General features: G+C 36.0%; 29 protein-coding genes. 5 read left to right on the top strand and 24 right to left on the bottom strand.

Going from position 1 to position 24,887, the window contains the following annotated elements; all coding sequences use genetic code 11:
* Positions 1-358: 358 nt before the first annotated feature.
* From AC6CHH_RS06715 to AC6CHH_RS06705, 3 genes are all read right to left on the bottom strand, one after another.
* The gene (locus AC6CHH_RS06715; protein WP_498281060.1) at positions 359-1,306 is read right to left on the bottom strand and encodes a DUF8428 domain-containing protein; all 948 of its coding nucleotides are present in this window, start codon (positions 1,304-1,306) and stop codon (positions 359-361) included.
* A gap of 107 nt (positions 1,307-1,413) precedes the next feature.
* Complete coding sequence (gene gmd, locus AC6CHH_RS06710; RefSeq protein WP_498281058.1) at positions 1,414-2,565, bottom strand: GDP-mannose 4,6-dehydratase; 1,152 nt, start codon at positions 2,563-2,565, stop codon at positions 1,414-1,416.
* A gap of 113 nt (positions 2,566-2,678) precedes the next feature.
* Positions 2,679-3,239, bottom strand: a complete 561-nt coding sequence (locus AC6CHH_RS06705; protein WP_498281055.1) for a lipocalin family protein — start codon at positions 3,237-3,239, stop codon at positions 2,679-2,681.
* A 408-nt stretch (positions 3,240-3,647) separates the two neighbouring features.
* Here AC6CHH_RS06705 and AC6CHH_RS06700 point away from each other — a divergent pair, with 408 nt between their 5' ends.
* Entirely contained in the window at positions 3,648-4,559 is a 912-nt protein-coding gene (locus AC6CHH_RS06700; RefSeq protein WP_498281053.1) for a lysylphosphatidylglycerol synthase transmembrane domain-containing protein, read from the top strand.
* Positions 4,560-4,568: 9 nt separating this feature from the next.
* On the top strand, positions 4,569-5,279 hold the full coding sequence (locus tag AC6CHH_RS06695; RefSeq protein WP_498281051.1) for an SDR family oxidoreductase: 711 nt from the start codon (positions 4,569-4,571) through the stop codon (positions 5,277-5,279).
* 211 nt (positions 5,280-5,490) lie between these two features.
* Here AC6CHH_RS06695 and AC6CHH_RS06690 read toward each other — a convergent pair whose 3' ends face one another.
* The 4 genes from AC6CHH_RS06690 to AC6CHH_RS06675 all read right to left on the bottom strand — a co-directional run bounded on the left by AC6CHH_RS06690 (position 5,491) and on the right by AC6CHH_RS06675 (position 8,428).
* Positions 5,491-6,876 carry an alpha/beta hydrolase family protein gene (locus tag AC6CHH_RS06690; RefSeq protein ID WP_498281049.1) on the bottom strand — a complete coding sequence of 462 codons (1,386 nt, stop codon included), beginning with the start codon at positions 6,874-6,876 and terminating at the stop codon, positions 5,491-5,493.
* A 226-nt stretch (positions 6,877-7,102) separates the two neighbouring features.
* Positions 7,103-7,699 (bottom strand): hypothetical protein, encoded by a 597-nt coding sequence (locus AC6CHH_RS06685; RefSeq protein WP_498281047.1) that lies wholly within the window; start codon positions 7,697-7,699, stop codon positions 7,103-7,105.
* Positions 7,689-8,156, bottom strand: a complete 468-nt coding sequence (locus tag AC6CHH_RS06680; RefSeq protein ID WP_498281045.1) for a DUF6141 family protein — start codon at positions 8,154-8,156, stop codon at positions 7,689-7,691. The genes AC6CHH_RS06685 and AC6CHH_RS06680 overlap by 11 nt, the downstream gene beginning before the upstream one ends.
* A complete protein-coding gene (locus AC6CHH_RS06675) occupies positions 8,153-8,428 on the bottom strand; it encodes a DUF2089 family protein (RefSeq protein ID WP_498281043.1) in 276 nt (91 codons plus the stop codon). Before AC6CHH_RS06675 ends, AC6CHH_RS06680 begins: the two co-directional genes overlap by 4 nt.
* A 130-nt stretch (positions 8,429-8,558) precedes the next feature.
* Between AC6CHH_RS06675 and AC6CHH_RS06670 the strand changes: the two genes are divergently transcribed.
* Entirely contained in the window at positions 8,559-9,305 is a 747-nt protein-coding gene (locus AC6CHH_RS06670) for a lysophospholipid acyltransferase family protein (RefSeq protein WP_498281041.1), read from the top strand.
* Between the two features lie 7 nt (positions 9,306-9,312).
* Here AC6CHH_RS06670 and AC6CHH_RS06665 read toward each other — a convergent pair whose 3' ends face one another.
* Positions 9,313-10,413: a glycosyltransferase family 2 protein gene (locus AC6CHH_RS06665; RefSeq protein WP_498281039.1), complete on the bottom strand. Its 1,101-nt coding sequence runs from the start codon at positions 10,411-10,413 to the stop codon at positions 9,313-9,315.
* Between the two features lie 16 nt (positions 10,414-10,429).
* Positions 10,430-11,404, bottom strand: a complete 975-nt coding sequence (locus tag AC6CHH_RS06660) for a lysylphosphatidylglycerol synthase domain-containing protein (RefSeq protein WP_498281037.1) — start codon at positions 11,402-11,404, stop codon at positions 10,430-10,432.
* An 87-nt stretch (positions 11,405-11,491) separates the two neighbouring features.
* Here AC6CHH_RS06660 and ruvC point away from each other — a divergent pair, with 87 nt between their 5' ends.
* Positions 11,492-12,055, top strand: coding sequence for a crossover junction endodeoxyribonuclease RuvC (gene ruvC, locus AC6CHH_RS06655; protein WP_498281035.1), 564 nt, complete (start codon positions 11,492-11,494; stop codon positions 12,053-12,055).
* Here ruvC and AC6CHH_RS06650 read toward each other — a convergent pair.
* The gene (locus AC6CHH_RS06650) at positions 12,052-13,095 is read right to left on the bottom strand and encodes a hypothetical protein (RefSeq protein WP_498281033.1); all 1,044 of its coding nucleotides are present in this window, start codon (positions 13,093-13,095) and stop codon (positions 12,052-12,054) included. The two genes, ruvC and AC6CHH_RS06650, sit on opposite strands and share 4 nt — an antisense overlap.
* A gap of 382 nt (positions 13,096-13,477) precedes the next feature.
* On the opposite strand from AC6CHH_RS06650, the gene AC6CHH_RS06645 reads away from it, so the two are divergent.
* Positions 13,478-13,948, top strand: a complete 471-nt coding sequence (locus AC6CHH_RS06645) for an Lrp/AsnC ligand binding domain-containing protein (RefSeq protein WP_498281031.1) — start codon at positions 13,478-13,480, stop codon at positions 13,946-13,948.
* A gap of 42 nt (positions 13,949-13,990) precedes the next feature.
* Here the strand turns inward: AC6CHH_RS06645 and AC6CHH_RS06640 are convergent, their stop codons facing one another.
* The 14 genes from AC6CHH_RS06640 to secY form a co-directional block, all read right to left on the bottom strand.
* The gene (locus tag AC6CHH_RS06640; protein WP_498281029.1) at positions 13,991-15,052 is read right to left on the bottom strand and encodes a M20 family metallo-hydrolase; all 1,062 of its coding nucleotides are present in this window, start codon (positions 15,050-15,052) and stop codon (positions 13,991-13,993) included.
* Positions 15,045-15,845: a pyrroline-5-carboxylate reductase gene (gene proC / locus AC6CHH_RS06635; RefSeq protein ID WP_498281027.1), complete on the bottom strand. Its 801-nt coding sequence runs from the start codon at positions 15,843-15,845 to the stop codon at positions 15,045-15,047. Before proC ends, AC6CHH_RS06640 begins: the two co-directional genes overlap by 8 nt.
* A 12-nt stretch (positions 15,846-15,857) precedes the next feature.
* Positions 15,858-16,646, bottom strand: a complete 789-nt coding sequence (argB, locus tag AC6CHH_RS06630; protein WP_498281025.1) for an acetylglutamate kinase — start codon at positions 16,644-16,646, stop codon at positions 15,858-15,860.
* A gap of 2 nt (positions 16,647-16,648) precedes the next feature.
* Positions 16,649-17,617: a Rossmann-fold NAD(P)-binding domain-containing protein gene (locus tag AC6CHH_RS06625; RefSeq protein ID WP_498281023.1), complete on the bottom strand. Its 969-nt coding sequence runs from the start codon at positions 17,615-17,617 to the stop codon at positions 16,649-16,651.
* Positions 17,618-17,629: 12 nt separating this feature from the next.
* Positions 17,630-18,763 carry an aspartate aminotransferase family protein gene (locus tag AC6CHH_RS06620; protein WP_498281021.1) on the bottom strand — a complete coding sequence of 378 codons (1,134 nt, stop codon included), beginning with the start codon at positions 18,761-18,763 and terminating at the stop codon, positions 17,630-17,632.
* 138 nt (positions 18,764-18,901) lie between these two features.
* Positions 18,902-19,630: a 50S ribosomal protein L17 gene (rplQ, locus tag AC6CHH_RS06615; RefSeq protein ID WP_498281019.1), complete on the bottom strand. Its 729-nt coding sequence runs from the start codon at positions 19,628-19,630 to the stop codon at positions 18,902-18,904.
* A gap of 106 nt (positions 19,631-19,736) precedes the next feature.
* Positions 19,737-20,729 carry a DNA-directed RNA polymerase subunit alpha gene (locus tag AC6CHH_RS06610; RefSeq protein ID WP_498281017.1) on the bottom strand — a complete coding sequence of 331 codons (993 nt, stop codon included), beginning with the start codon at positions 20,727-20,729 and terminating at the stop codon, positions 19,737-19,739.
* Positions 20,730-20,814: 85 nt separating this feature from the next.
* Positions 20,815-21,423, bottom strand: a complete 609-nt coding sequence (gene rpsD, locus AC6CHH_RS06605) for a 30S ribosomal protein S4 (RefSeq protein WP_498281015.1) — start codon at positions 21,421-21,423, stop codon at positions 20,815-20,817.
* A 65-nt stretch (positions 21,424-21,488) separates the two neighbouring features.
* Positions 21,489-21,878 carry a 30S ribosomal protein S11 gene (gene rpsK / locus AC6CHH_RS06600; protein ID WP_498281013.1) on the bottom strand — a complete coding sequence of 130 codons (390 nt, stop codon included), beginning with the start codon at positions 21,876-21,878 and terminating at the stop codon, positions 21,489-21,491.
* 9 nt (positions 21,879-21,887) lie between these two features.
* Entirely contained in the window at positions 21,888-22,265 is a 378-nt protein-coding gene (gene rpsM, locus AC6CHH_RS06595) for a 30S ribosomal protein S13 (protein WP_498281011.1), read from the bottom strand.
* A gap of 27 nt (positions 22,266-22,292) precedes the next feature.
* The gene (gene rpmJ, locus AC6CHH_RS06590; RefSeq protein ID WP_498281009.1) at positions 22,293-22,409 is read right to left on the bottom strand and encodes a 50S ribosomal protein L36; all 117 of its coding nucleotides are present in this window, start codon (positions 22,407-22,409) and stop codon (positions 22,293-22,295) included.
* Between the two features lie 43 nt (positions 22,410-22,452).
* The gene (infA, locus tag AC6CHH_RS06585) at positions 22,453-22,671 is read right to left on the bottom strand and encodes a translation initiation factor IF-1 (protein ID WP_498281007.1); all 219 of its coding nucleotides are present in this window, start codon (positions 22,669-22,671) and stop codon (positions 22,453-22,455) included.
* Positions 22,672-22,744: 73 nt separating this feature from the next.
* Entirely contained in the window at positions 22,745-23,527 is a 783-nt protein-coding gene (gene map / locus AC6CHH_RS06580; protein WP_498281005.1) for a type I methionyl aminopeptidase, read from the bottom strand.
* Positions 23,528-23,535: 8 nt separating this feature from the next.
* On the bottom strand, positions 23,536-24,882 hold the full coding sequence (gene secY, locus AC6CHH_RS06575; RefSeq protein WP_498281003.1) for a preprotein translocase subunit SecY: 1,347 nt from the start codon (positions 24,880-24,882) through the stop codon (positions 23,536-23,538).
* Positions 24,883-24,887: the final 5 nt, after the last annotated feature.

Raw genomic sequence — 24,887 nt, 5'->3', positions numbered from 1 at the left:
AAGCGAGGGTATTAAAGAAAATAATGCACAACTGGTTGGACCTGAAAGCTAAACGAACGTATGGGATAGTTATAATGTATCAAGGGGTTGTACCGACCAAATTAAAAACTCGAGGAGCAAATGACCCCTTCGTTGTTTATTACCCATATTTCTTGCTTTATAATCCTTAACGAATACATTGAGTACAAGAAAGACCCTTTTCAACCTTTCTCTTTCTTATACAGAGCGATGAAATGATATGCTTAACAACGTTTATTTCCCAACTTATTGTATGATATATGAAAACTCATACGTCAATAACAATTAAAAAAGGGGTAATAAATACCCCTAATATCTTTAAATAAAAACCTAAATTCACCTATTTCAACACCACCGAAGACCTACCCATGATGGCATTATCTGCATACAAAAGAACCGTATAGGCTCCTTTCTGGAAATCATGATTATCACTTGACCAAATGATCTGATACTCTTGCCCATTGTTGGAAAAATTAATTTCATCACTAAATGTAAACTGCAATTTCTCCCCATGTACATAAAAAATATCTTCCGAGTTTGCAATTAAATTCCCTTTAGGATTTATAATTCGGCCATAAATCTGTTTTTTACCAGCAGTGGCTAAAGGGTTATCTGCGATAGTAAAATTAATCTGTAAATTATTAATTCGTTTCGCTTTCGTTTCGTTCTCAAATGAGCCGTCTTTCTTAACCTCGATTCCAATAATATGAATATTTGAAACCTTGATGGAAGAAGCTTTTGCGATTTTAGAGTTCAACGATTGTCGATCCTTATCTAAGGCAATAGCTTTATTTTGCGTTTCTTCTATTTGTTTAGAAAGCTCTGAATTAGTCTGGGCTAGCATTTCATTTTTGATTCTCAGACCGATCACCTCGTCTTTCATTTTGAATACTTCATCCTTTAATCGGAAAACATCTTGACGGGCTACCTCAATTTCTGCTGTAGTAATATCACCATTTTCAAGATTGGTTCTCAATTCCTCTATTTTTAACCTAGCAACCTTTTCTCCGGAGACCAGGCTAGCGGTCGAGGTGATATCTTGAGCCTTAATATTATCTAACTCAGCCTCGATAATATCAATTTGCGATTGTAAATTTTCCTTTTGTAAAGTCACGGTGTATAACTTCTCACCCGAAGACTTAAACTTGACATAGAAATATATGTTCGTTGCCAAAAGGGCAGAAATAGCTATAATAAAGAAGTAAACTTTAGAATTATCACGTTTAGCTTTTAGACTAACTTCGTCATGATTTTGTTCAGAATCTATTACCTGTTCTTCAGTATTCATTTTAATATTATACGTTTTGGATAATATGGAAAATATCCATTACCATTTTGAAAACAATTTTTTAATAATTTGTTAACGATACATACAAAAATTGTTCCAACTAATTACTACTCAAAATAATTCGGTGTATTGAATCCACCGTTTTTTAAATATTCTTCTTTTTTCATTAGTTTCAAATCTGACAGGACCATCTCATTGATCAGCATATTTAGGCTATATTTAGGTATCCAGCCCAATTGTGTGTTTGCTTTACTAGGATCTCCAATCAATAAATCAACTTCGGTTGGTCTATAATATTGTGGATCGATTTTGACAACCGTCTGACCAAGTTTAATTTTATCAACCTCAATCCCTAGTTCGATCAACCTTTCATCATCACGATCAATGATTACCCCCTTTTCGCGCTCACCTTTACCTGAGAATTCAATCTCCACTCCTAATTCAGCAAATGCAAGCCTAACAAAATCACGAACCGTTGTGGTAACCCCTGTAGCTATCACAAAATCTTCAGGTTTCTCCTGTTGTAGAATTAACCACATGGCTTCCACATAATCCTTTGCATGTCCCCAATCTCTCTGGGCGGATAAATTTCCCAGGTAGAGTTTATCTTGAAGTCCTAACACAATTTTAGCCGCTGCCCTTGTGATTTTACGGGTCACAAAAGTTTCTCCTCTAACTGGGCTTTCATGGTTAAATAAAATCCCATTACATGCGAACATATTGTATGCTTCACGGTAATTAACAGTTATCCAATAACCATAGAGTTTAGCGACAGCATATGGACTTCTAGGATAAAATGGGGTAGTTTCACTCTGAGGCACTTGTTGTACCAGGCCATATAGTTCGGAGGTAGAAGCTTGATAAATTTTAGTATGCTGTACAAGCCCTAATAATCGAACGGCTTCTAATATTCTTAAAGTACCTAAACCATCTGCATTTGCTGTGTATTCAGGAGTATCAAAGCTAACTTTTACATGAGATTGTGCTGCTAGATTGTATATCTCGTGGGGTCTGGTTTCCTGAATAATTCTGATAAGATTGGTTGAATCAGTAAGATCCCCGTAATGCAACACAAAATTTCGTCCCAATTGATGTGGATCTTGATATAAATGATCAATTCGATCGGTATTAAAAGACGAACTTCTTCTTTTAAGTCCATGCACTATATAGCCCTTTTTTAAGAGAAATTCAGCCAAATATGCTCCATCTTGGCCGGTAATTCCAGTAATTAAGGCAACTTTATTACTATTTTGACTCATGCTAGTAGTTATGATTCGCAAATATATTTAAAATTTCATCTCAATTGATCGTATGCTATAAAAAATAAAGCCGCAGATCCTCTCCGCGGCTTTCATAAAATACCGTTCAGGCTCTATTCAGATGCTCTACTGAATTTCAGAAATAAAGAACCTTGGCCATTATCCAATGCAACAGGCATTCGCATTTCTAAAGTAGATTCATCAGCAAATATCAAATCTAAGCGATATCCACTGGTCACGTTAGCGGCTTTATCACCTGCATATATTTTTTTGAATTGAAAAGCAGGTTGCCCGCCATTACTACCTGGATTGAAGATGGACCATACAATAGTCCTAACAGCGCCGTTTGCACACAATGTTCCATCGGCATTGAAAGTAATGCTGCCTCTGTGATTTCCACCTGGAAGATCCCAAACAGAACCTATGAAACAATCTACCGGAGCCTCTTCGAAAATATTTTTGATAGTATAGGTACTTGGAATATTTTCACGTTCAACTGAATTCAGTATCCATTTACCTTTTACGCCAGCTCTCCATTGCGATGCAGAGGGGCCTTGTGAGGAAACAGTGCCTGTTTGATCACCCGAGGATGTGGCTTTTTTGGGAGCTCCACAACTTACCAATATTAACACAAAAGTGAATAAAGATAAAAACGAAAAAATACGTTTATGCATATTACAAGATTTAAAATAGTATATTAAATGTATATTAGTAGACAAAAAGTTTCTGTACATAATTTTGAAAAATAACACATCCAAAAATCATACCATAAGCAAAATTACCGCGAAAGCCCTGTTGAGATTAATTTTAATCGTATTGGTGCTTGGTTTGGCTTTTTCTCTGAGCAAAGATGCGAATTTACTAAACAATATTTCATTATTATTTCCCCATAAATGGGCTATATTTGCGCCAATTACATTATTTGCACTATGTATAGTCTTAATGTTTATTATGCTACGAGAAAAATATCAGCGTACTGATATTAATTGGTTATTCAGTTTGAGCGGCGCTTTTTTTGTAATTTACTTGCTCTTACTATACTCTCGTATTTACCCAATGCTTTAACACAACCATAAGATTACATGGACAAATCAAAAATCTGGGATATTATTAAGAATTTAATTAAGGTACTGATCACTTTAGGTGCAATTTACTGGGTATCCACAAAGATTTCTTTAATTGAGCTTCAGGAAGCACTTCAAAACAGCCAACCCACATATCTTTTTCTCGCATTGATCGCTTATTTATGTTCGGTAATTCTGGCCTCCTCAAGGTTAAATTCGTTTTTTAAGGCGATAGGGCTCAAACTCACCGAACGCTATAATTTTAGGTTATATCAATTGGGTTTGTTGTATAATTTTTTTCTACCAGGGGGAATAGGTGGCGATGGTTATAAGATTTTTTTTCTTAAAAAAACCTTTCAAATTTCACGCAGGCAGGTATTAGGGTCTGTATTTTTTGATCGACTTAGTGGACTTTGGGCATTGTGTGTGATTATTGGGTCGCTTGTGATATTTATGCCCAGACTTGCTATTCCAAACGCAATAACTATTGCCGTTTTGCTATTAGGAACATTTAGTTATCTCTATCTGCTAAAACTATTTTTTAAACAATTTCTAAAGAATTTTCTCACCACACACTTTAAAGCACTTTGCGTGCAGGGTTTCCAAACAGTTACGGCGATATTCATTCTCTATGCGATTAATTTTGATGGAAAATTCTCTCCTTATTTGTTGATCTTTATGGTTTCCTCATTAGTGGCGATTGTTCCTTCCATAGGTGGAGCAATAGGTCTACGAGAAACCGTCATATTTAGTTTAGCAACTTACTTGAGATTGGATCCACACATTGCAGTTACAATCAGTTTAATTTTTTATATCATTTCTTTATTAACCGCATCAAGCGGGATATACTATATATTTAGACCGCAACGTTTAGGCGCTGATAAATTACCTTCTGCAAGAGAAGTAGAAAAAGAATTCGAGAAAGAATAAGCAAATATTATGGCAAATATCATCATTACAGGAGCAAGCAGCGGTATAGGTTTTGAAGCTGTTTTAGATCTAGCAGCAAACAAAGACAATCAAATAATCGCCCTTGCCAGATCTGCAGATAAATTAAGTAAGCTACTTGAAATTTCCACATCTCTTAATGTAGGAGGAGGAAAACTATTCCCAGCTCAATTTGACATCGTATATGATAACTATTCACAATCCCTTATTCCATTTGTCAAATCAAAATTCAACCAGGTTGATATTTTAATCAACAATGCCGGGGCACTGATCAATAAACCATTTTTGGAAACCAGCGATGATGAATTTGCACAAATGCTACAAAGCAATGTAATTGGACATATTAACATGATAAAACATATTGTTCCGCTAATGAATAACGGAGGCCATATCCTAAACATAAGCAGTATGGGAGGTTTCCAGGGTGCTTCAAAATTTCCAGGTCTAGCCGCCTATTCTGCGAGCAAAGGGGCACTTTCAGTTTTAACAGAATGTCTAGCAGAAGAATTTAAAGAAAGAAACATTCGCGTGAACTGTTTAGCCTTGGGATCCTCTCAAACAGAAATGTTCGAAGCGGCATTTCCTGATACCCAAGCGGGAACATTAGCATTTGAAATGGGAAGATATGTGGCAGAATTCGCCCAAAATGGGCACAAATATTACAACGGAAAAATACTTCCCGTTTCCAAGACGACTCCATAATCATTCAGGTCAGCTTTTCAAGTAAGTCCCGCAGTGCCTGTGGACTTCCAATAATGGGCGTGTATTAGCTGATGATTTAAATCGCCCGAAAGAATATTCTTAAAAAAGATTAAACATATCTGCAGGAACTCTCTAGTAGAATGATTAAAATAGAGAAATCATACTTTGATTACAAATAGAGCACTATGAAATCTGAAACTCATCTCATCATTTAAGGTATAGACGGATAGTTTATTTTTTTAATCCAAGAGGCAATATCATAAAGTACTTCTTCATTCATCGTTTCTTGAATTTCAGCATATTCATGGATCTGACCCGTTTTAGCTTTTTGGAAAAGATGATTAAAATCAGGGTAGAATTTGATTTTATCTTTACTGTTTATTCTGAGATTAACCTTCAAACTTTCTATATTTTGTTTTGCCGGCACTTGAACATCTTTTCCACCATACCCGGCAAATACAGGAACTTTAATTTTTCGAATAAAAGGAACTGGATCAATTTTTAAAAAATGACGATACCAAGGAGTTACTAAAACACCAATTTGATCCGCAAAACTAACATTTTGACTCCCAGGAACAGCGCTCATATTTTTCATAATTGCATTCAGTGCCTGATCTGCCGGGAGATCTCCTTTGGCGATATTAAAATTCTTACGGATCATAATCCTCTCTTCATTGGTCATTTTTTTACCGTTACTTTCCATCACAGCCTGATTTTGTAGCATCAACAGCGAATCCATCTGAATACTTGGTCCAGCTAATGAGACAATAAATTTGATATCCGGAGCCTGTTGTCCAGCAAGAATAAAACTAATTAAACCACCTTCACTATGTCCTAAAACTCCAAGTCGATTAGGATCAACTTTAGGTTGTGACTTTAAAAATGCCAAAGCCGCCAATGCATCCTTCCCAAAATCACCCGTTGTGGCCTTTGAAAAATCACCTGTTGATTTCCCGACACCCCTATCATCATAGCGCAAAACAACAATTCCATTTTTCGTAAGGTAATCAGCTAGCACTTTAAATGGTTCATGAGCTAGCAATGATTCATTTCTATCCTGAGGACCACTGCCAGAGATCAACACGACCGCTGGAAATTTACCTGCATGTTTGGGCCTAGTAATAGTACCGCTTAATGAAAGGTCATCCATAACATTTTTGAATTGTACATCCAGCGTATCGTACGTATAAGGGGGACTTACCCGTTGAGGTCTTTTATGAGTTCTAAGCACCCCAGCTTGTTCAGCGTTTAACCTTGTAAGAGTTAAATCGGCAATTAGGTTCCCTTGGTAAAATTTTCCCAGGATAGCGTTTCTGTCCGCTGAAAGTTTCCCAGCAAAACGTAAACCCATCTTTTTTAATGACAAAAAAACAGAATCGCCATTTGTACGAACCGATGATAAAGGAAATTTGTTAGGGGATTGCATAGGGCTTTGCATGCTACCTTCCCAAACTCCATCGTATTTAAACTCAAAAATTAGTGGTAAATCCGCAGACTGAACTCTTAATTTGCCTGACCATGCCCCTGTAAATGATTGGCCGAAACCCAAACAAACTAAACTAATTAAAGACAGTGTAATTAAAATTCTTTTATTCATAAATATAGCTCTCAAGAAGCCTATAACTTGATCTGAACACAGGAGGAATTTAGCTAAGATTCCTTTTAGTGAAATAATATTTAATAATACTTCAATATCTAAACATCTCATTTTTGTATTTAAAAGTGTTTATATACCAATGTAAGAGCAATGCATATAGTTTTCTTATTTTTTATCCAATCCCCTTTTCCAGTCACACACTAACTATTAACTATTGAAGGTGTATTTAAAAATATGGCTTAATAGATACTAGCATAGCATCTAAAATGAAAACTAATAGGACAATTATTAAGCCATGATACCATCTTCTGCTATTAACCGCAATTCGAATACCTTTAATGAGCAAGAAAAAGTAGTATACCAAGGCCAACAAACTGATCACTCCTGTGAAGCTTAGAAATGTGAGATCAAATTTTGAAACAGATTGGAGTTCAATTTCACCATGTGCGAGACTCTCTTCTATCGATTTTATCACCCGTTGGGCAAATGGGAAGGATAATGAAATTTCTACGACCAGAAACGCGATTTGTGAAACCAAAACCACAATAAACACATCCAATAGCCTGGTTCTCTTATAGACAAATTTACCAAAAAGATAAAGAATTAAGGTCAAACACAGTAAGTTGATACTTTTATTACCTAAAACCTCAAAAATAGAATTATCCACCGAGCTTTGTAAATGTAGGTAACCAATTGTATTAAAATTCCAAAAATAGCCAAGAGTAGTTGACAACAAACAAGCTGACAAACCCAAAATTAATAATATTTTATCCGTAAAATTCTCATAAGGATTCTCAAGATATCTTAGTGAACTATTTCTCATCGGTTTCTGGTCTATAGTGAATCACAACTCTGTGTATTTCCTCTGGTTTTTGGGTTCCTATCATAATTCTCTCTCCATTTTTCAAAATCAGTTGCAAACCATATTTACCCTTGGCATTATAGGCAATCCCCTGTGAGCTCACACGGTATCCCCAACCGCCAAAATCTCTCAAGGTGTATGTACGACTATGAATTGTTTCAATTTGATCCCATCTTATGGTTTTATTCCATACAAAAGGAATAAAATGGATATGTATTCCATGCTCATCAATTTTCGTTTTAAGTCGAATTAAAAACAGAAAAACAGTAACGGAAAATAAAATCCAGAATCCAGGGTTTTGATAGATATGCGCAATATTCTCATAATTCACATAGACTATCTGCAAAAATAATATCCCTATAATAATTAATATCCATACCGACATTAAACTTTGTTTTTCCATGTAGATATTCTTCATATTTTGTTATTCGTTTTTAATTTTTCAATAAGCTCATCCAATTTATTACGGACAGTTGGATAACTTTTCCCCATTTTATTAGCCATTTCTTTTAAACTCCCTGAGTTTAACAAGAATTGAACTATAAATTCTTGTTCGGAGGCCGTCAATCGCAAAAGTATAGGAAGGCTGAACACCCCCAGAACTTCGGTATGGCAGCTCGGGCAATTAATCTTGACCACATTCATTTCTTCATCACATGCGGGGCAACGCGTTGGAAACTTCATATTCATTAAAACTTTTTTAATAAAGTTAAATAAAAAATAAATATAATGAAACTATAATTTAATTTATCATCATAAATCAAACAAAAAGAATGGAGCATTCTACATTTTCGTATATTTGCACAACGTTCGATATCTTATGAGAAAATTATTAGGTTATATACTGACCCCTATATTTTATTTTAGTTTTTTCTTATCCTTAATTATTTTTCATCCAATTCAATGGATATGCTTAAATCTTGGAGGATATAAAGCCCACAAACATAGTGTAGACATACTAAATTGTGTATTAGTCGCCTGCAATTATATCCTATTTAATAGGTCCGAATTTATTGACAATAAAAACCTGCCACTTGATCGACCAATTATTTTTGTAGCCAATCATCAAAGTACCTACGATATTCCGCCCTTAATTTATTTCCTAAGAAGGTTTCATGGAAAATTCATCTCAAAGATCGAGTTGATCAATGCTGGAATCCCAAGCATTTCCTTTAATTTAAAACACGGAGGAGCAGCAAATATTGATCGAAAAGATTCTAAACAATCGATTTCAGAGATATTAAAATTGGCAACCAACATGAAGGAACATAATTGGTCGGCTTTTATTTTTCCTGAGGGAACACGAACCAAAACAGGCAAGATGAAGTCCTTTTCAGTCGGAGGTATAGCAACGCTCGTTAAGAAAAATCCAAATGCGTTAGTGGTCCCTATAGCAATAAATGGCTCCTATAAAATGGTGCAATGGGGAAGCTTTCCATTGCGACCTTTTACCCATATGACATGGGAAGTTCTTGAACCATTAAATTTGACTGAATTAAGTGTTGAAGAAATTGTTCAAAATGCTGAATCAGCGATTAAAGCCAAAGTAATAGAAGAAAATAACTAAAACTTTATTATTTTACTATTCTACCTTTCCAATCGTATTTTCCAATATTGCCTGCTATTCCTATATAAACCAGATAAAGAGAGTGCACCAAGGTGATAACGGGTAAATTCCACAACAACTCCTTACGTTCAGCAAATTCCACAATGGGGTATAGAAATACCAATTCAACTAAAAACTTCATCATCAGGGATAGTAATATCAACTGAGAACCACTTGTATCACCGGCAAACAAAAGGCATAAATTTAATAAAAGGGCCAAATTAAACAACCAGATGCAGACGCCTAAAACCACAACCTTTTTATCTTTATACTTCGTACTCTTAGAGGCCCAACGTCTACGTTGATTAAGGAAAGATTTTAGGTTTTCCTTCGCATCGGTGTACACCATAGCTTGTTTGGTTTTACAAAAACCGATACGATCTGCATATTTTTCAGCTACCTTATGTAAAAGCAACTCATCATCACCCGAGGCAAGGTCGTCGATCCCGTTAAATCCACCCATTTCGAAAAATAAAGACTTACGATAGGCCAGATTTGCCCCATTACAAGTTGTTGGATTTCCCTGCCCTATACCTGCCGCGCCTAACCCGATTAAGTATAAAAACTCTAAAGTTTGAAGTCGTTCAAAATAGGATTGCTCATTATGGTAACACACGGCAGAGGAAACCATCAATTTATCCTCTCTTTCCATAAATTGAATAACAGACAACACCCAATCTTTTCCCATAATACAGTCCGCATCTGTAGTTACGATCACATCGCCCCAAGCCGCATTAATAGCCTTATTAATTGCAAACTTTTTATAGGAATTCAATTGACTTCCCTCGTTCAAGGTAATTAATTTGATTCCCTTATCCGCATAAGAGCTAACCACCTCACCTGTTCTATCAGTAGAATGATCATCGACAATAATGATCTCTAAAAGGTCCTTAGGATAACTCTGACTCACAAGACAGTCCAAAGTCTTCCCTATATTATTTTCTTCATTTCTAGCAGCAATTATAATGCTTACCCTGCTAACCACTTGGGTTGCTTGAATACGCGAAGGAGATAGGTTAAACCATCCTCTTTGCATATAAAGGACCAGGACCACATATACGATGGTCATGATAAACAGAAAAATACTAAGACTTAGAATCACTGATATAATTTACGTTAATTACAAAAAATGCTCCGATAATAGCCGGAAAGATAAGGTTAACAAACCAAACACAAGAAACAATGGCCATAACTGCAATTTCTTGCGTCGTGATATAGGCATATAAATTACTAGCGACAAAACTTCGAACACTAAAATCAAAAATATCTAAAGAAGGAACTGCTGATTGAATGAAAAACATAATGAAAATCATTAAAACCATGGACACGAATGGCAATTCCGGTAAAAAAATCAACATGAGTATTATATATTGTGAAGTAAAGATCACAAATCGAGCTGCAGAAAGAAATAATACATAGGCAAGCTCTTTGTTTGAAAAATCCTCCAAAATAACGAAATATGGTTTTATTTTTTTTAAAACCTTAACCCTTCCAACTAAATAATCTATCCAATATACATTGAAATATAAGACAATAAAACCCAATGCATAGATAATTGCGATTAACCAAATACCAAAATTAACCGATGCTGGAGTATCTATAAATTTGGTTACAAACCAAGCGATACTCAACGAACCAAAAACGCTGGTCAAAACGAGCTGAGCAAACAAACCTACACCCATTGCAACGGCTCCAGAAGCTCGGTTCTCGGGCTTCAATAGCATCACCCTTCCTCCATATTCTCCTATCCTATTCGGCGTAAATATGGCCCAGGTGAGTCCACAGAAAACAGATTTAACGGCCTTCCACAAACCAAGTTTTTCAATTCTTTGACTAAGGTATCTCCATTTGATTACTTCCAAAAACCAATTGACAAACATCAAGATTACTACGATACCTAAAACGGAACGAATCGTATAGGAATCAATTTTATAAAACAAGGCTTCAAATTCTCTTAGATTTTTTTGATCATTAACCTTGACAACAATAAACCACATAGCCATGACAACAATGCCTATTTTTATGAGCAGATTGAGATATTTCCGATGTGTCTTTGTCAATTTCGATAGTAAAAGCACAATTTTAACAAAAAATTAATTAATAATGGTTTTTCCGATGCAATCTTTAGAAAATCGTATTATTGTATTATGCAAAAAGAGAAGGCAAAGGAGAGGATTATTCTAGGAATTGATCCTGGGACGGCGGTTTTGGGGTATGGTATTATCAAAGAAGTCAATAAGAAAATCAGTTTAATCACTATGGGTGTTATAAAAATGGGCCATTTAGATGATCATGCGCTGAAACTACAACGGATATTCAAAAAGACCTCTGCCTTAATCGAAGAATACAAACCCGATTGCGTTGCGCTAGAGGCACCTTTTTATGGCAAGAACATCCAGGTAATGCTAAAACTTGGTCGTGCTCAGGGTGTTGCTATGGCTGCTGCCTTAAATAAGGACCTTCCGATTTTCGAATACTCTCCGAGAAAAATTAAACAGTCAGTGACCGGAGGCGGTAATGCCAGCAAAGAACAAGTTGCCTCCATGTTACAGACCTTATTGAATTTCAAAGAAACTCCTGAATTTTTGGATGCAACTGATGGGTTAGCTGTAGCAGTATGCCACTCCTTTCAACAAAATCTTACGGTTTCCGGTAAAAGTTATTCAGGATGGGAATCTTTCGCAAAAGACAATCAAAAACGAATTGTTTAGAGCTGAACCTGACGAATTACGTTTTTCACATTGAGCTCAATGATATCAGTCATTGAATGACACTTGAAATAATCTTCATTATTGTACAACTTGGCATAACCTTCTCTTAACCTTTGAATATTTTCCTGGGTGGAGAGTTGTTGTGTCTTAGAGGCGTCCCTTAGGTCCTTAATACGATGCCGTTCACTACGTACCCGATGAACTATTGAAGACCTTTCCTCTTGCTGGTACTGAAGTACCGTTTTCTCGTTTAAATATTCCATGGAAAGTTTGACGTAGGGAAAATTCTCTTTGAAGAACTGAGGCATATAAACCTTGATATTTCCCTCATAAAACTGCTGATCAAAATCAATGGCGCGAATACGAAATTGATAGTCATCAAAATCAGGGGTGATCTGCATAACAAAATTATACGCTCTCATATCACCTAACATTGAAATCACACAACGCTCATTAAACTTTACAAATTCTTTTGCAATCCGAGTTTGGTTGAAATCTGGACTTTTCATTCTATATTTAGCAAAAACATCTCCTGGAATTCCCACGATATGTTCTTCCACCAAAGTGTCTCTATCATAAAGATAATTAACTTGATTCGGGGAAACGATCTCTTCTAATTCCAATCCGTAAATTCGAGATGCGTCAGCTTGTTTAATGTAGAAGTAGTCATACACATCATTCAAACGATTCACAATTTTAATGCGAAAAGGATGTGTATTTCCAAATGCACAAAATTCGATTTTTTCGATCACTTTATGTTGAACAATCCGAATATTGCCAGAGGCTTTAAGTTGTGCATAAACAATTTTAAGTTGATCATATAGAACATCTTGGATGTGGGGGGGATAAAGAGGGATTTCCCACAAGGTGTCCTCTCCAAATTTATCAAGCGCAGGCACCGTTTCTTGAAAGTTCAGTAGGTCTTTATATGCCAAAGGTAATTTACCCTCACGCTGATAGGTCTTCAGGTATTTAATTAGGCCCGGACCTACCGGATAGATTGGTTTTTTACGGGAAATCTTTACATCCTTCTCTTCCATAACTGCACATATATCAATAATTCTAATGTACGAAAATAACTAAAATTAGCAATCTATTCTTCAAATGCAAATATGATAAAAAAAATGACCTAAATTTATCAATTGATTATTAAATTAACGAATATTGTTGCTATTTTTGAAAAAACATAAAATGTGTCATTCACAATGGATTATACGCGGAAGAAGCTCCCCGGGCGAGGAGCTTCAACACTTACCAATTATAAACCTATGTTAATTTGAAGGGAATCAAATGCAATTTTTATTTTTTTTCTTTGTTTTCTTAAACAAATCTAACTTTTTGTTATAGAAAACAGAAATAATATATCATTTTTTTAATATTTTTAAAAAACAACAACAAAAAACGACAACAAATACCATTTTTATGGAAAATAATTATTCAAATTACGATTTAGACAACTTAGATGTGCAGATTTTATCCATATTAATGGATGATGCATCAATTCCTTATACTGAAATTGCCAAAAAATTAATAGTTTCCGGAGGAACCATCCATGTACGCATGAAAAAAATGGAAGAATTAGGAATTATTAATGGATCAAAGCTAATAATCAACCCGCAAAAGGTCGGTTTTGACATCACAGCGTTTTTGGGGATTTATTTAGAAAAGGGATCTCAATATTCTGATGCTGTAGAACAACTAAGACAGGTAAAAGAGGTGGTTGAATTACACTATTGCACTGGACAATACAGTATGTTTGCCAAAATAGTATGCAAAGACACAACACATTTGCGAAAAGTTTTAAATGAGGATATTCAAGGTCTTAAAGGAATTCAACGTACAGAAACCATTATTTCTCTAGAAGAAAGCATTAAAAGGCAAATTACTTTATAAAAAATGAGTGGTAACCCCACTCATTTACTTATTTTAAAGTACTCATAAACCTTTTAATAGGTTTATATAAAACCTTACTCCTTGATCAATTTCATCCAGATAGATATATTCATCTGCTGTATGTGACCGAGCAGAATCTCCTGGTCCCACTTTTATAGATGGAATAGGTAAAATAGCCTGATCACTCATTGTAGGACTACCATATAGCCTACCTCCAAGTGCTAATCCTGATTGGACTATTGGATGATTCACATCTATTGAGGAAGGATTTAAACGGGTAGATCGTGGTTGTACACTAGATTCGACATGTTTTTGAATAATTTCTAAAATCTGAACATTAGAATACATATCGGTGCTTCTGACATCCACCACAAACTTACAGCTAGCCGGTACAACATTATGTTGCGATCCTGCTTGAATCATTGTCACGCTCATTTTAACGGGCCCTAAGAATTCCGATTGATTTTCGAATTGATATTCATTAAACCACGTTATATCCTTAATAGCTTTATATATAGCGTTTACACCCTCTTCCCTAGCAGCATGCCCAGATTGCCCTATAGCTTCACAGTCTAATACCATTAATCCTTTCTCCGCAACAGCCAGATTTAATAAGGTCGGTTCTCCAACTATTGCAAAATCACACGTTTTCAAGCTTTTATAAGCTTCTTCTAAACCCATTTTACCTGATACCTCCTCCTCACAGGAAGCAACAAGACATAAATTAAACGGGATATCCTTTTGGTTATAAAAATATCGAAAACAAGCAATTAAAGAAACCAAGCAGCCACCAGCATCATTACTACCCAAACCATAGAGTTTTCCATCTTCCTGAATAGGATTAAATGGATCTTTTGTATAGCCAGGGTTTGGTTTAACAGTATCATGGTGAGAATTTAACAATACAAATGGTTTGTCCTCATTAATATATTTATTATAGGCAATTATATTATTACCTACCCGCATGGAATCAATCCCACATGCGTGCAAAAAATCGGTAATTAGTAAAGCAGTTCCATCCTCCTGTCGACTATAAGATGGAATACGAATCAATTCACAAAGTAAATCAATACTATCCTTAATCAACTGCTCAATACTAATCATTATATAAACCTCCTGCTTTTTTTGCTGAGAGCTTAATCCCCTTTATAAAAGCGGAACTGAAACCATTGTGCTCCATTTCATTCAGCCCTGCAATAGTACATCCTTTAGGCGAGGTCACCTTGTCAATTTCACTCTCAGGATGCGTTTGCATCTGAAGTAATAAATCCGCAGCACCCTTAGCTGTCTGAATAGCCATCTTTAAGGCATCATGTGCATGGAAACCAATTTCTACCCCTCCTTGAGAAGCTGCACGGATACTACGTAGGAAGAATGCTATTCCACAAGCGCATAATGCAGTTGCTGAGGTCATCAAATCTTCGTTAATTACAACCACAGAACCAACAGCCTCAAAAATAGCAGTTACTTGATCTAACTGATCTACCGGAGCAAAATCAGTCGCAATGCAAGTCATTGATTGACCAATAGCAATTGCTGTATTTGGCATAGCACGAATTACCACTATTTCTTTACCAAGAACTTCTTTGATATCATGACATGACACCCCAGAGACAACTGAAATTATTGTTTGATTTGGTTTCAAAACAGGTAAGATTTCGTCCATTACCTTACGAAGGTGCTGAGGCAAAATAGCAAATACAATAAAATCAGCATCCAGTATTGCCGAAGCATTTTGATCACTTACTTGAAATCCCAGTTCCTTTTCTTGATCTAAAGAAGCTAAGCTTCTTCTAGTAATAGTTATTTGGCTCGGTCTGCAGTATTCGGATTTAACCAAACCATTTGCCAACGAGAGACCAATATTACCACCTCCAATAATAGTTATTTTGTTCATGGTTAATTTAGTTTATGCGATTAAACAAGTGCCAAATTTCTGCTGTTGGAACAAATGTAAATTAGTGGCATTGCCAATATAGACATGTTGAACCCCTTTCGAAATTGCCTCAAACGCATTATATAATTTTGGAATCATACCATCGTGAATAGTTTTACTATTCTTTAATAATTCAAATTCTTTTGAACGAATTGTTTCTATTACGGAATTGTCGTCATTAATATCCAAAAGCACACCATTTTTATCAAAACAGTAGATTAAAGAAACGTCGTAATAATTCGATAATGCCACCGCTAAGGAGGAAGCAATAGTATCTGCATTTGTGTTTAATAATTGCCCGATACCGTTATGGGTAATGGCTGAAAAAACCGGAATAAATTCCGCCTCAAGCAACTTCTTTATGGCTAAAGCATCTATAGAGTCAGCCAAAATATCACCTACAAATCCATAATCAATTTCTTTGACGGGTCTTTTAATTGCTTTGATGACGTTCGCATCTGCCCCACACAGACCAATTGCATTGCAATCATATTTCTGTAGGGTTGCGACAATGTTTTTACTCGTTAAACCAGCATAAACCATTGTTACCACATCTAACATTTGTTTATCGGTAACCCGTCTACCCTCTATCATTTTAGCCTCAATCCCCATATCTGAGGCAACCCGGGTTGCAATTTTGCCACCACCATGCACTAAAATTTTGCGGCCAGCCAAAGCAGAAAACTTTTCTAAAAAAGCATCCAATTGCTCAGGATTATCAATGACATTGCCACCAATTTTAATAATATTTAACATCGACATTCTTATTTCCTTCTCAATTCTTCCAACATCCTCTTTAACACTACCTGAGCGCCCCAAACACGATTGCTCGCTTGTTTGATGACGAGTGAATCAGGGCCATCCAAAATCTCGGATGACAACTCCAAATCACGCCGAACAGGTAAACAGTGTAACACCTTAGCCTTATCGGTTAGTTCCAATTTACTATTATCTAACATCCAATTCTCTTGCACAGGATAAACTTTACCATATTCATTAAAAGAAGACCAGTTTTTCACATAAACAAAATCCGCCCCCTGAAGAGCCTCGTCTAAATGATTTGTAATCGTTGCTCCTTGAGTAAAATCTTCGGACAATTCAAATCCTTCAGGCTGGGCAATAGTAAACTCGACAAGACCTTCTTGCTGGGCTTTGCACATCCATTCTGAAAATGAATTCGGAACCGCTTGAGGCAATGCTTTAACATGGGGAGCCCATGCTAAAACCACTTTAGGTTTTTCCTTATTTTTATGTTCAGTAATGGTAATCAAATCTGTTAAACTTTGCAAAGGGTGTCTGGTAGCACTTTCTAATGAAATAACGGGAACACCACAATAGTTAATAAATTTGTTGAACAGATCTTCTGAATAGTCGGCTTCTTTATCCTTCAAAGTAGGGAAAGATCTTAAGCCCAAGATGTCACAATACTCTCCCATCACTGCAGCGGCCTCACGAATGTGTTCAACGGTCGCACCGTTCATGACAACACCGTCACGAGTTTCTAGGGCCCAACCATCTTTATCCATATTCATAACCATGACATTCATACCCAAATTTAAAGCTGCCTTTTGTGTACTTAATCGGGTTCGAAGACTTGGATTTAAAAACACCAGGCCTAACATCTTGTTTTTACCTAAATCTTCATTAGCATGAGGATTTGCCTTTAAGCTTAAGGCCTCCTTAACAATATCTTTTAAATTAACTACATCCTTTACGGAAAAGAATTTTTTCATACGATTTATAAATTAAGCTTTTAATCTTTCGTCAAAAGCAGTCAAAAATTGATCCGCCAAATCTTTGCTAAGATTAAGTGCTGGCAATAAACGAATCACATTCGGTTTCGCCTCACCAGTGAAAATACGATTCTTTAATAACAAGTCTTTCTTAATATGATTTAATTCATTGGGTAATTCAATGCCAATCATTAAACCTCTTCCACGAACCTCTATAACCTTATCAAATTTCCTTAGCTCATCGATTAGATAAGTTCCTACCGAGGCCGCGTTTGCAAGTAATTGATCCTGTTTAATAATATCCAATACAGCGACTGAAGCCGCACAAGCTAAATGGTTTCCACCAAAAGTTGTACCTAACAATCCGAATGATGCACTAAATTTTGGTGATATAACTATTCCTCCTATCGGAAAACCATTTCCCATACCCTTAGCCATCGAATAAATGTCAGCCTGCACACCTGCATAATCGTGTGAAAAGAAAGAACCAGTACGTCCATAGCCACACTGGACAGAGTCAGCAATATAAACAGCTTGATATTGGTCACATAAAGTTCGAATCAACTTTAAAAAAGGAATTGAAGCCTCACGAATGCCACCTACCCCTTGAATTCCTTCAATTATAACTGCAGCAACTTCATGTCCAAATTTATGAAAGGCATCAGCAAGGGCTTGTTCATCATTAAAAGGAAGAAATACGACATTATCGGTTTGATTTACCGGAGCAACAATTGATGGGTTATCTGTAGCTGCTACTGCGAGCGATGTCCGTCCATGAAAGGATTTTGAAAAAGCAATAACTTTTTTCCGTCCAGTATGAAAAGAAGCTAATTTCAAAGCATTCTCATTTGCCTCTGCACCAGAATTACAAAGGAACAAACTGTAGTCAGTTTTACCAGATATCTCACCCAAAAGGTTCGCCAATCGGACTTGAATAGGGATGAGAATGGAGTTAGAATAAAAACCAATTTGGTTTAATTGATTGGTTATACTTTCAACATAATGAGGATGAGTATGACCAATAGAAATCACAGCATGACCCCCATAAAGATCTAAATACTCATTCCCAGAATCATCCCAAACATTAGAGCCTTTAGCTTTAACAATGTTAATTGGGTTAACTGGATAAACATTAAATAATTCCATGAAATATAAAGTAATTAATACTAAAGTTTAGATAGCTCAAATGTACAAATAATTAAGATTTAGAAAACAACAAAAGGATATAAAACAGAAAAGTCCTCTTAAAAAGAGGACTTTTCTGTTTTGATAACCAAAAGTAGATTATTCATCTACTTTTTTACCACCGTCTAATTCTCCTTTAAGTTTTTCCAACTCATCAAATTTACCATCAGCTGCAAGTTGAGCTTGTTCAGCCCAAGTTGAAGGATCTGCGGTATTAAAATTAGAACCAGCAGCTGCTAAAATTTCATTTACTTTCTCAGCATCAGTTTTAGCTAATTCCGCGTAAGTAGTGATACCAGCAGTTACTAATAATTCAGCGATTTTAGGGCCAATTCCTTCAACAATAGTTAAGTCATCAGCTGCAACAGTTGCTTCCGTAGCCTTAACCTCAGTTGTTTCTTCTTTCTTCTTAGAAGCGCCGCGACGACGAGTAGCTTTTTTCTCAGTTTTAACAGTTTTACCGTAAACTTCATTGTAATCTACCAATTCAATAAAAGCCATCTCTGCATTATCACCTAAACGGTTTTCTAATTTGATAATACGAGTATAACCACCTGGACGAGTAGCTACTTTTTCAGAAATTTCGCGAAACAAAATTGTAACAGCGTCTTTGTCTTTCAAATAAGAGAAAACAGTACGACGAGAGTGAGTCGTATCGTTTTTAGATTTTGTGATCAATGGTTCAACGTAAATACGTAACGCTTTTGCTTTTGCTAAAGTTGTTGTAATACGTTTGTGTTTAATCAATGACGTCGCCATATTAGCTAACATCGCCTTACGGTGACTGTCAGTGCGGCCTAAGTGATTTACTTTTTTTCCGTGTCTCATTTTTTTTAATTTTGTGCGTACCGTTCTTTGTAAAGGAGCAAACTGACATATTAGTTAACTCTACAATAAAGAGGAATTACGCAGCAGGTCGCTTATTATATATTTACTATTCTTCGTCTAGTTTATATTTAGACAAATTCATACCAAAAGATAAACCTTTGGATTTTACTAATTCTTGAATTTCACTTAAAGATTTTTTACCGAAGTTACGGAACTTCAACATATCTGCTACGTCATAAGTTACCAATTCAGCTAATGTGCGTATATCAGCTGCTTTTAAGCAGTTTAATGCACGAACTGAAAGATCCAAATCAACTAATTCAGTTTTCAAAATTTTACGCATATGTAAAATTTCTTCGTCAACTACCTTAGTCTCTTCTTTAGTTTGTGACTCCAATAACATATTTTCATCAGAGAACAACATAAAGTGCTGAATAAGAATTTTAGCAGCCTCTTTAAGTGCATCTTCAGGATGAATTGATCCATCAGTAGAAATATCTAACAATAATTTCTCATAGTCAGTTTTTTGTTCTACACGATAATTTTCAATGGAATATTTCACATTCTTGATCGGAGTGTAGATAGAGTCAATCGCAATAGTTCCGACTGGACCATCAACCACTTTATTTTCCTCTGCATTTACATACCCACGACCTTTGGAAACAGAAAGTTCTACCTCAATGGTAATTGAACTATCCATATTACAAATAACCAAATCAGGATTTAGAACTGTAAAATTATTGGAGAACTTCGTAATATCACCAGCGGTAAATTGATCTTGTCCATTGATAATAACAAAGATTTTCTCGTTCTCACCCTGATCACCTGATTTCTGAAAACGTACTTGTTTTAAGTTCAGGATGATTTCAGTTACGTCTTCTACCACGCCTTTTATCGTAGAGAATTCGTGCGAAACGTCTGAAAATCTTACCGACGTAATTGCATATCCTTCTAAAGAGGACAATAAAATACGGCGTAAAGCATTACCAATAGTAACTCCAAAACCTGGCTCTAATGGACGAAATTCAAAGGTACCATCAAAATCAGTAGATTTTTGCATGATAACTTTATCCGGTCTTTGAAATGCTAAAATTGCCATTTATGTTCTTTTAAGTTTATTTACTATATATGAGAAAAATAACAACATGGATCTGCATTAAGCAGACACATGTTGTTATCAATTATTATTTAGAGTACAACTCTACGATTAAGTTTTCTTTAATATTCTCTGGAATGTCAGCTCTTTCAGGGAAAGTAACAAAAGTACCTTGAAGTGCTTTCGCATCCCATTCTAACCAACCGTATTTGTTGATTTGTCTACCAGCTACCGAAGTAGAGATAGTTTCAAGTGTTTGAGAACGCTCACGTACAGCGATCACATCACCTGGACGTACACTATATGATGGAATGTTAACAACTTGACCGTTAACAGTAATGTGCTTGTGCGAAACTAATTGACGAGCAGCTGAACGAGTAGGAGCAATACCTAAACGATAAACAACATTATCCAAGCGAGCTTCTAATAATTTTAAGAAGTTTTCACCTGTAACACCTTGTTTAGAAGCTGCCTTTACAAATAAATTTGAGAACTGACGCTCCAATACACCATAAGTATATTTAGCTTTTTGTTTCTCTAACAACTGAATTGCATATTCAGATTGTTTACCTCTTCTTTTAGAAGGTCCGTGTTGACCTGGAGGATAATTCTTCTTTTCTAATGCCTTGTCTGGGCCGAAAATTGGCTCTTTAAATTTACGAGCTATTTTGGACTTAGGTCCTGTATATCTTGCCATTTTATTTTCTGTTTGAAGTATCGATCAGCCTATAGCTGACGAATCTTATCTTAAACAATTAATGATTAAACTCTTCTGCGTTTTGGAGGACGACAACCGTTGTGAGGAAGTGGAGTAATATCCTTAATCGTTGTTACGTCGATACCAATTGATTGCAATGAACGGATTGCTGATTCACGTCCAGCACCCGGACCTTTTACGAAAACCTCAACTTTACGCAATCCTAAGTCATAAGCAACTTTACCACAATCGTTAGCTGCTTGAGAAGCTGCATATGGAGTATTCTTTTTAGAACCTCTAAAGCCCATCTTACCTGCTGAAGACCATGAAATTGTTTGACCTTGATTGTTAGTCAAAGTTACGATGATGTTGTTAAAAGTAGCGCTGATATGAGCTTGTCCTACAGGCTCGATAACTACGATACGTTTTTTAGTAACTTTCTTACTTTTAGCCATTTTTACTTATTATTTAGTAGCTTTTTTCTTGTTTGCAACTGTCTTACGTTTACCTTTTCTGGTACGTGAGTTATTCTTAGTGCGTTGTCCACGAACTGGTAAATGTTTACGGTGACGTAGGCCACGGTAACAACCAATATCCATTAAACGTTTAATGTTCAACTGAACTTCTGAACGAAGTGCACCCTCTACCTTAACTTCATCATTGATGATAGTACGAATAGCTGTTAATTGATCATCGTTCCATTCTGAGACCTTTACATCTGGACTTATACCTGCTTTTTCCAAGATAAAAGCAGCAGTTGTCCGACCAATACCGAAAATATAGGTTAGGCCGATAACACCTCTTTTGTTTTTAGGTAAATCTATACCTGATATCCTTGCCATATAATACTTTAAGCGATTATGTTAAAATTAACCCTGACGTTGTTTATACTTCGGGTTCTTTTTGTTGATTACAAAAACTTTTCCTTTACGACGGATGATCTTACAATCCGTGCTACGTTTTTTTATAGATGCTCTAACTTTCATTACGTTATATTTTTTAAAGCTATTTTTTGAAGAAACCTACAACTTACTTATAGCGGTATGTTATTCTTCCTTTAGTTAAATCATACGGAGACATTTCAAGTTTTACTTTATCTCCAGGTAATATTTTGATATAATGCATACGCATCTTTCCAGAAATATGAGCAACGATCTCGTGACCATTCTCTAATTCAACGCGAAACATCGCGTTAGAAAGCGCTTCTTTTATAATACCGTCTTGTTCTATCGAGGCTTGCTTAGCCATATATTCTGTTTTAAAATAATGTATTAACCCGCAAACAGGAGTGCAAAGATAAATAAAATTAATTGAATACCAACTACTTTTTACTTAAAACTTTCTCTATCGCGTCAAAATTCAACAACACATCTGGAGTCCCTTTTCGAATGGCCACCATCTGTTCAAAATGCGCAGAAAGTTTACCATCGATTGTACTTACTGTCCAACCATCATCCCAAAATTTAACGCCTGCCTTACCTGCATTGATCATAGGCTCGATACAAATTACCAAACCCTCTTCAAGTTTAGGACCAGCCCCACGTTTACCATAGTTTGGAACTTCTGGTTTTTCATGCAAATGAAATCCAACTCCATGTCCGACTAATTCACGAACCACCCCATAGTTATAAGGACTCACATATTCTTGAACAGCTGAAGAAATATCCCCTACCCGTTTTCCAGCTACAGCCTGCTCAATACCAGCATACAAAGATGCTTTTGTAACTTCTAGTAATTGCTTTGCCTCATCTGAAATCTCACCTACACCAAAAGTATACGCTGAATCACTAATAAAACCATTCAAATCGACACCACCATCTACTGAGATGATATCTCCTTCTTTTAACACGTAATCACTCGGGAAACCATGTACTATTTGATCATTCAAAGAAATACATAAAGAATATGGAAATCCATGATAATTCAAAAAAGCTGGTGTACCCTTATAATCGTTAATGAAGTCAAAGGCAAATTTATCTAATGATAAAGTCGTAATTCCAGGTTTTATCAGGCCTGCGATTTCGGCAAGTAAGAGCGAGAGTACATTTGCAGACTCTCGCACTTGCTGTATTTCTTCTTCTGTTTTATAATATACTTTCGACATTCAGAATTTTATATTGCTGATTGATCGTAACCTTCTATGCTTGCCGCTGTACTTCTACCTTTTACTCTTCCAGTTTTCATCAATCCATCGTAATGACGCATTAATAAATGACTTTCAATTTGTTGAATGGTATCCAATACCACCCCTACCAAGATAAGTAAAGATGTTCCTCCATAAAAATGGGCGAACTGGTTATTAACACCAAACAAAGTAGCAATCGCAGGGAATATTGCAATAATCGCGATGAAGATTGCTCCCGGAAAGGTTATGTGAGAAATGACATTATCGATAAACAAATTGGTTTCAAATCCCGGCTTAATTCCTGGAATAAAACCACCATTTTTCTTCATATCATCAGACATTTGCTGAGGATTAACCATAATCGCTGTATAGAAAAATGTAAATGCAATAATCATTATTGAGAATACCACATTATACGTAACAGAGGTATAGTTACTCAGATTTGTCAAAAAGTCCGATTGAACATTTGGGAAAAACTGGCTAATAGACATAGGTAAAAACATGATTGCTTGTGCAAAAATAATTGGCATTACACCCGCTGCATTTACCTTTAAAGGAATATATTGACGTACACCGCCAACTTGTTTATTACCAACAATTTTCTTGGCATACTGAACAGGTACCTTGCGGACACCTTGAACAACCAGAATAGTGAAGATAACAACAAAAAACAAGGCAACAAACTCCAATAATAATGGAATCGGTCCGCCACCACTTGGACTCATTCTTGCAGCCCACTCAGCGGTTAAACCAGCTGGTAGTTGAGCAATAATTCCAGCCATGATGATCAGCGAAATACCGTTACCAATCCCCTTATCGGTAATTTTTTCACCTAGCCACATCACAAACAATGTACCCGCAGTCAATACAACTGCCGAAAGAATAGAGAACATTGGATCAGCAATCGTTTTTGCTTCAGGCCCAATTTGAGTCTTAACATAAGCTACTGCTTGTACCAAAGTAATTGCCACTGTTAGGTAACGGGTAATCTGGGTCATTTTTTTACGACCAGATTCTCCTTCTTTCTGCATCTTTTGAAAAGCAGGAACAGCAATCCCCAATAGCTGCACTACGATAGAGGCAGAGATATATGGCATTACACCTAAAGCAAAAATAGCTGCACGAGAGAAAGATCCTCCTGCAAACATATTGATTAGATTCATAATGTCATTACCACCTTCCCTGTTAATTACCAAAGCATCTGGATTAACACCTGGTAGTACCACGTGACATCCTATGCGGTATATTAAAAGAAAAAGTAATGTATTAAGAATACGATTACGTAATTCTTCTATCTTCCATATATTGGTTAAGGTTGTGATTAGTTTCTTCATGTAGG

The organism is Sphingobacterium sp. GQ94, assembly GCF_059758715.1.
Note: the sequence above shows the minus strand (reverse complement) of the source record. Positions and strands in the feature narration are given on the sequence as shown.

Bases quoted from the DNA above. Each gene is read 5' to 3' on its own strand.
- AC6CHH_RS06700 (WP_498281053.1), top strand. From the start codon at position 3,648: ATGGACAAATCAAAAATCTGGGATATTATTAAGAATTTAATTAAGGTA.
- argB (WP_498281025.1), bottom strand. From the start codon at position 16,646: ATGTCGATGTTAAATATTATTAAAATTGGTGGCAATGTCATTGATAAT.
- AC6CHH_RS06665 (WP_498281039.1), bottom strand. From the start codon at position 10,413: ATGACCATCGTATATGTGGTCCTGGTCCTTTATATGCAAAGAGGATGG.
- proC (WP_498281027.1), bottom strand. From the start codon at position 15,845: ATGAACAAAATAACTATTATTGGAGGTGGTAATATTGGTCTCTCGTTG.
- AC6CHH_RS06620 (WP_498281021.1), bottom strand. From the start codon at position 18,763: ATGGAATTATTTAATGTTTATCCAGTTAACCCAATTAACATTGTTAAA.
- infA (WP_498281007.1), bottom strand. From the start codon at position 22,671: ATGGCTAAGCAAGCCTCGATAGAACAAGACGGTATTATAAAAGAAGCG.
- AC6CHH_RS06625 (WP_498281023.1), bottom strand. From the start codon at position 17,617: ATGAAAAAATTCTTTTCCGTAAAGGATGTAGTTAATTTAAAAGATATT.
- AC6CHH_RS06670 (WP_498281041.1), top strand. From the start codon at position 8,559: ATGAGAAAATTATTAGGTTATATACTGACCCCTATATTTTATTTTAGT.
- AC6CHH_RS06715 (WP_498281060.1), bottom strand. From the start codon at position 1,306: ATGAATACTGAAGAACAGGTAATAGATTCTGAACAAAATCATGACGAA.
- secY (WP_498281003.1), bottom strand. From the start codon at position 24,882: ATGAAGAAACTAATCACAACCTTAACCAATATATGGAAGATAGAAGAA.
- AC6CHH_RS06705 (WP_498281055.1), bottom strand. From the start codon at position 3,239: ATGCATAAACGTATTTTTTCGTTTTTATCTTTATTCACTTTTGTGTTA.
- AC6CHH_RS06650 (WP_498281033.1), bottom strand. From the start codon at position 13,095: ATGGAAGAGAAGGATGTAAAGATTTCCCGTAAAAAACCAATCTATCCG.
- AC6CHH_RS06680 (WP_498281045.1), bottom strand. From the start codon at position 8,156: ATGAAGAATATCTACATGGAAAAACAAAGTTTAATGTCGGTATGGATA.
- rpmJ (WP_498281009.1), bottom strand. From the start codon at position 22,409: ATGAAAGTTAGAGCATCTATAAAAAAACGTAGCACGGATTGTAAGATC.
- AC6CHH_RS06685 (WP_498281047.1), bottom strand. From the start codon at position 7,699: ATGAGAAATAGTTCACTAAGATATCTTGAGAATCCTTATGAGAATTTT.
- AC6CHH_RS06610 (WP_498281017.1), bottom strand. From the start codon at position 20,729: ATGGCAATTTTAGCATTTCAAAGACCGGATAAAGTTATCATGCAAAAA.
- AC6CHH_RS06645 (WP_498281031.1), top strand. From the start codon at position 13,478: ATGGAAAATAATTATTCAAATTACGATTTAGACAACTTAGATGTGCAG.
- rpsK (WP_498281013.1), bottom strand. From the start codon at position 21,878: ATGGCTAAAAGTAAGAAAGTTACTAAAAAACGTATCGTAGTTATCGAG.
- rpsD (WP_498281015.1), bottom strand. From the start codon at position 21,423: ATGGCAAGATATACAGGACCTAAGTCCAAAATAGCTCGTAAATTTAAA.
- ruvC (WP_498281035.1), top strand. From the start codon at position 11,492: ATGCAAAAAGAGAAGGCAAAGGAGAGGATTATTCTAGGAATTGATCCT.
- AC6CHH_RS06695 (WP_498281051.1), top strand. From the start codon at position 4,569: ATGGCAAATATCATCATTACAGGAGCAAGCAGCGGTATAGGTTTTGAA.
- gmd (WP_498281058.1), bottom strand. From the start codon at position 2,565: ATGAGTCAAAATAGTAATAAAGTTGCCTTAATTACTGGAATTACCGGC.
- map (WP_498281005.1), bottom strand. From the start codon at position 23,527: ATGTCGAAAGTATATTATAAAACAGAAGAAGAAATACAGCAAGTGCGA.
- AC6CHH_RS06675 (WP_498281043.1), bottom strand. From the start codon at position 8,428: ATGAATATGAAGTTTCCAACGCGTTGCCCCGCATGTGATGAAGAAATG.
- AC6CHH_RS06640 (WP_498281029.1), bottom strand. From the start codon at position 15,052: ATGATTAGTATTGAGCAGTTGATTAAGGATAGTATTGATTTACTTTGT.
- AC6CHH_RS06690 (WP_498281049.1), bottom strand. From the start codon at position 6,876: ATGAATAAAAGAATTTTAATTACACTGTCTTTAATTAGTTTAGTTTGT.
- rpsM (WP_498281011.1), bottom strand. From the start codon at position 22,265: ATGGCAAGGATATCAGGTATAGATTTACCTAAAAACAAAAGAGGTGTT.
- rplQ (WP_498281019.1), bottom strand. From the start codon at position 19,630: ATGAGACACGGAAAAAAAGTAAATCACTTAGGCCGCACTGACAGTCAC.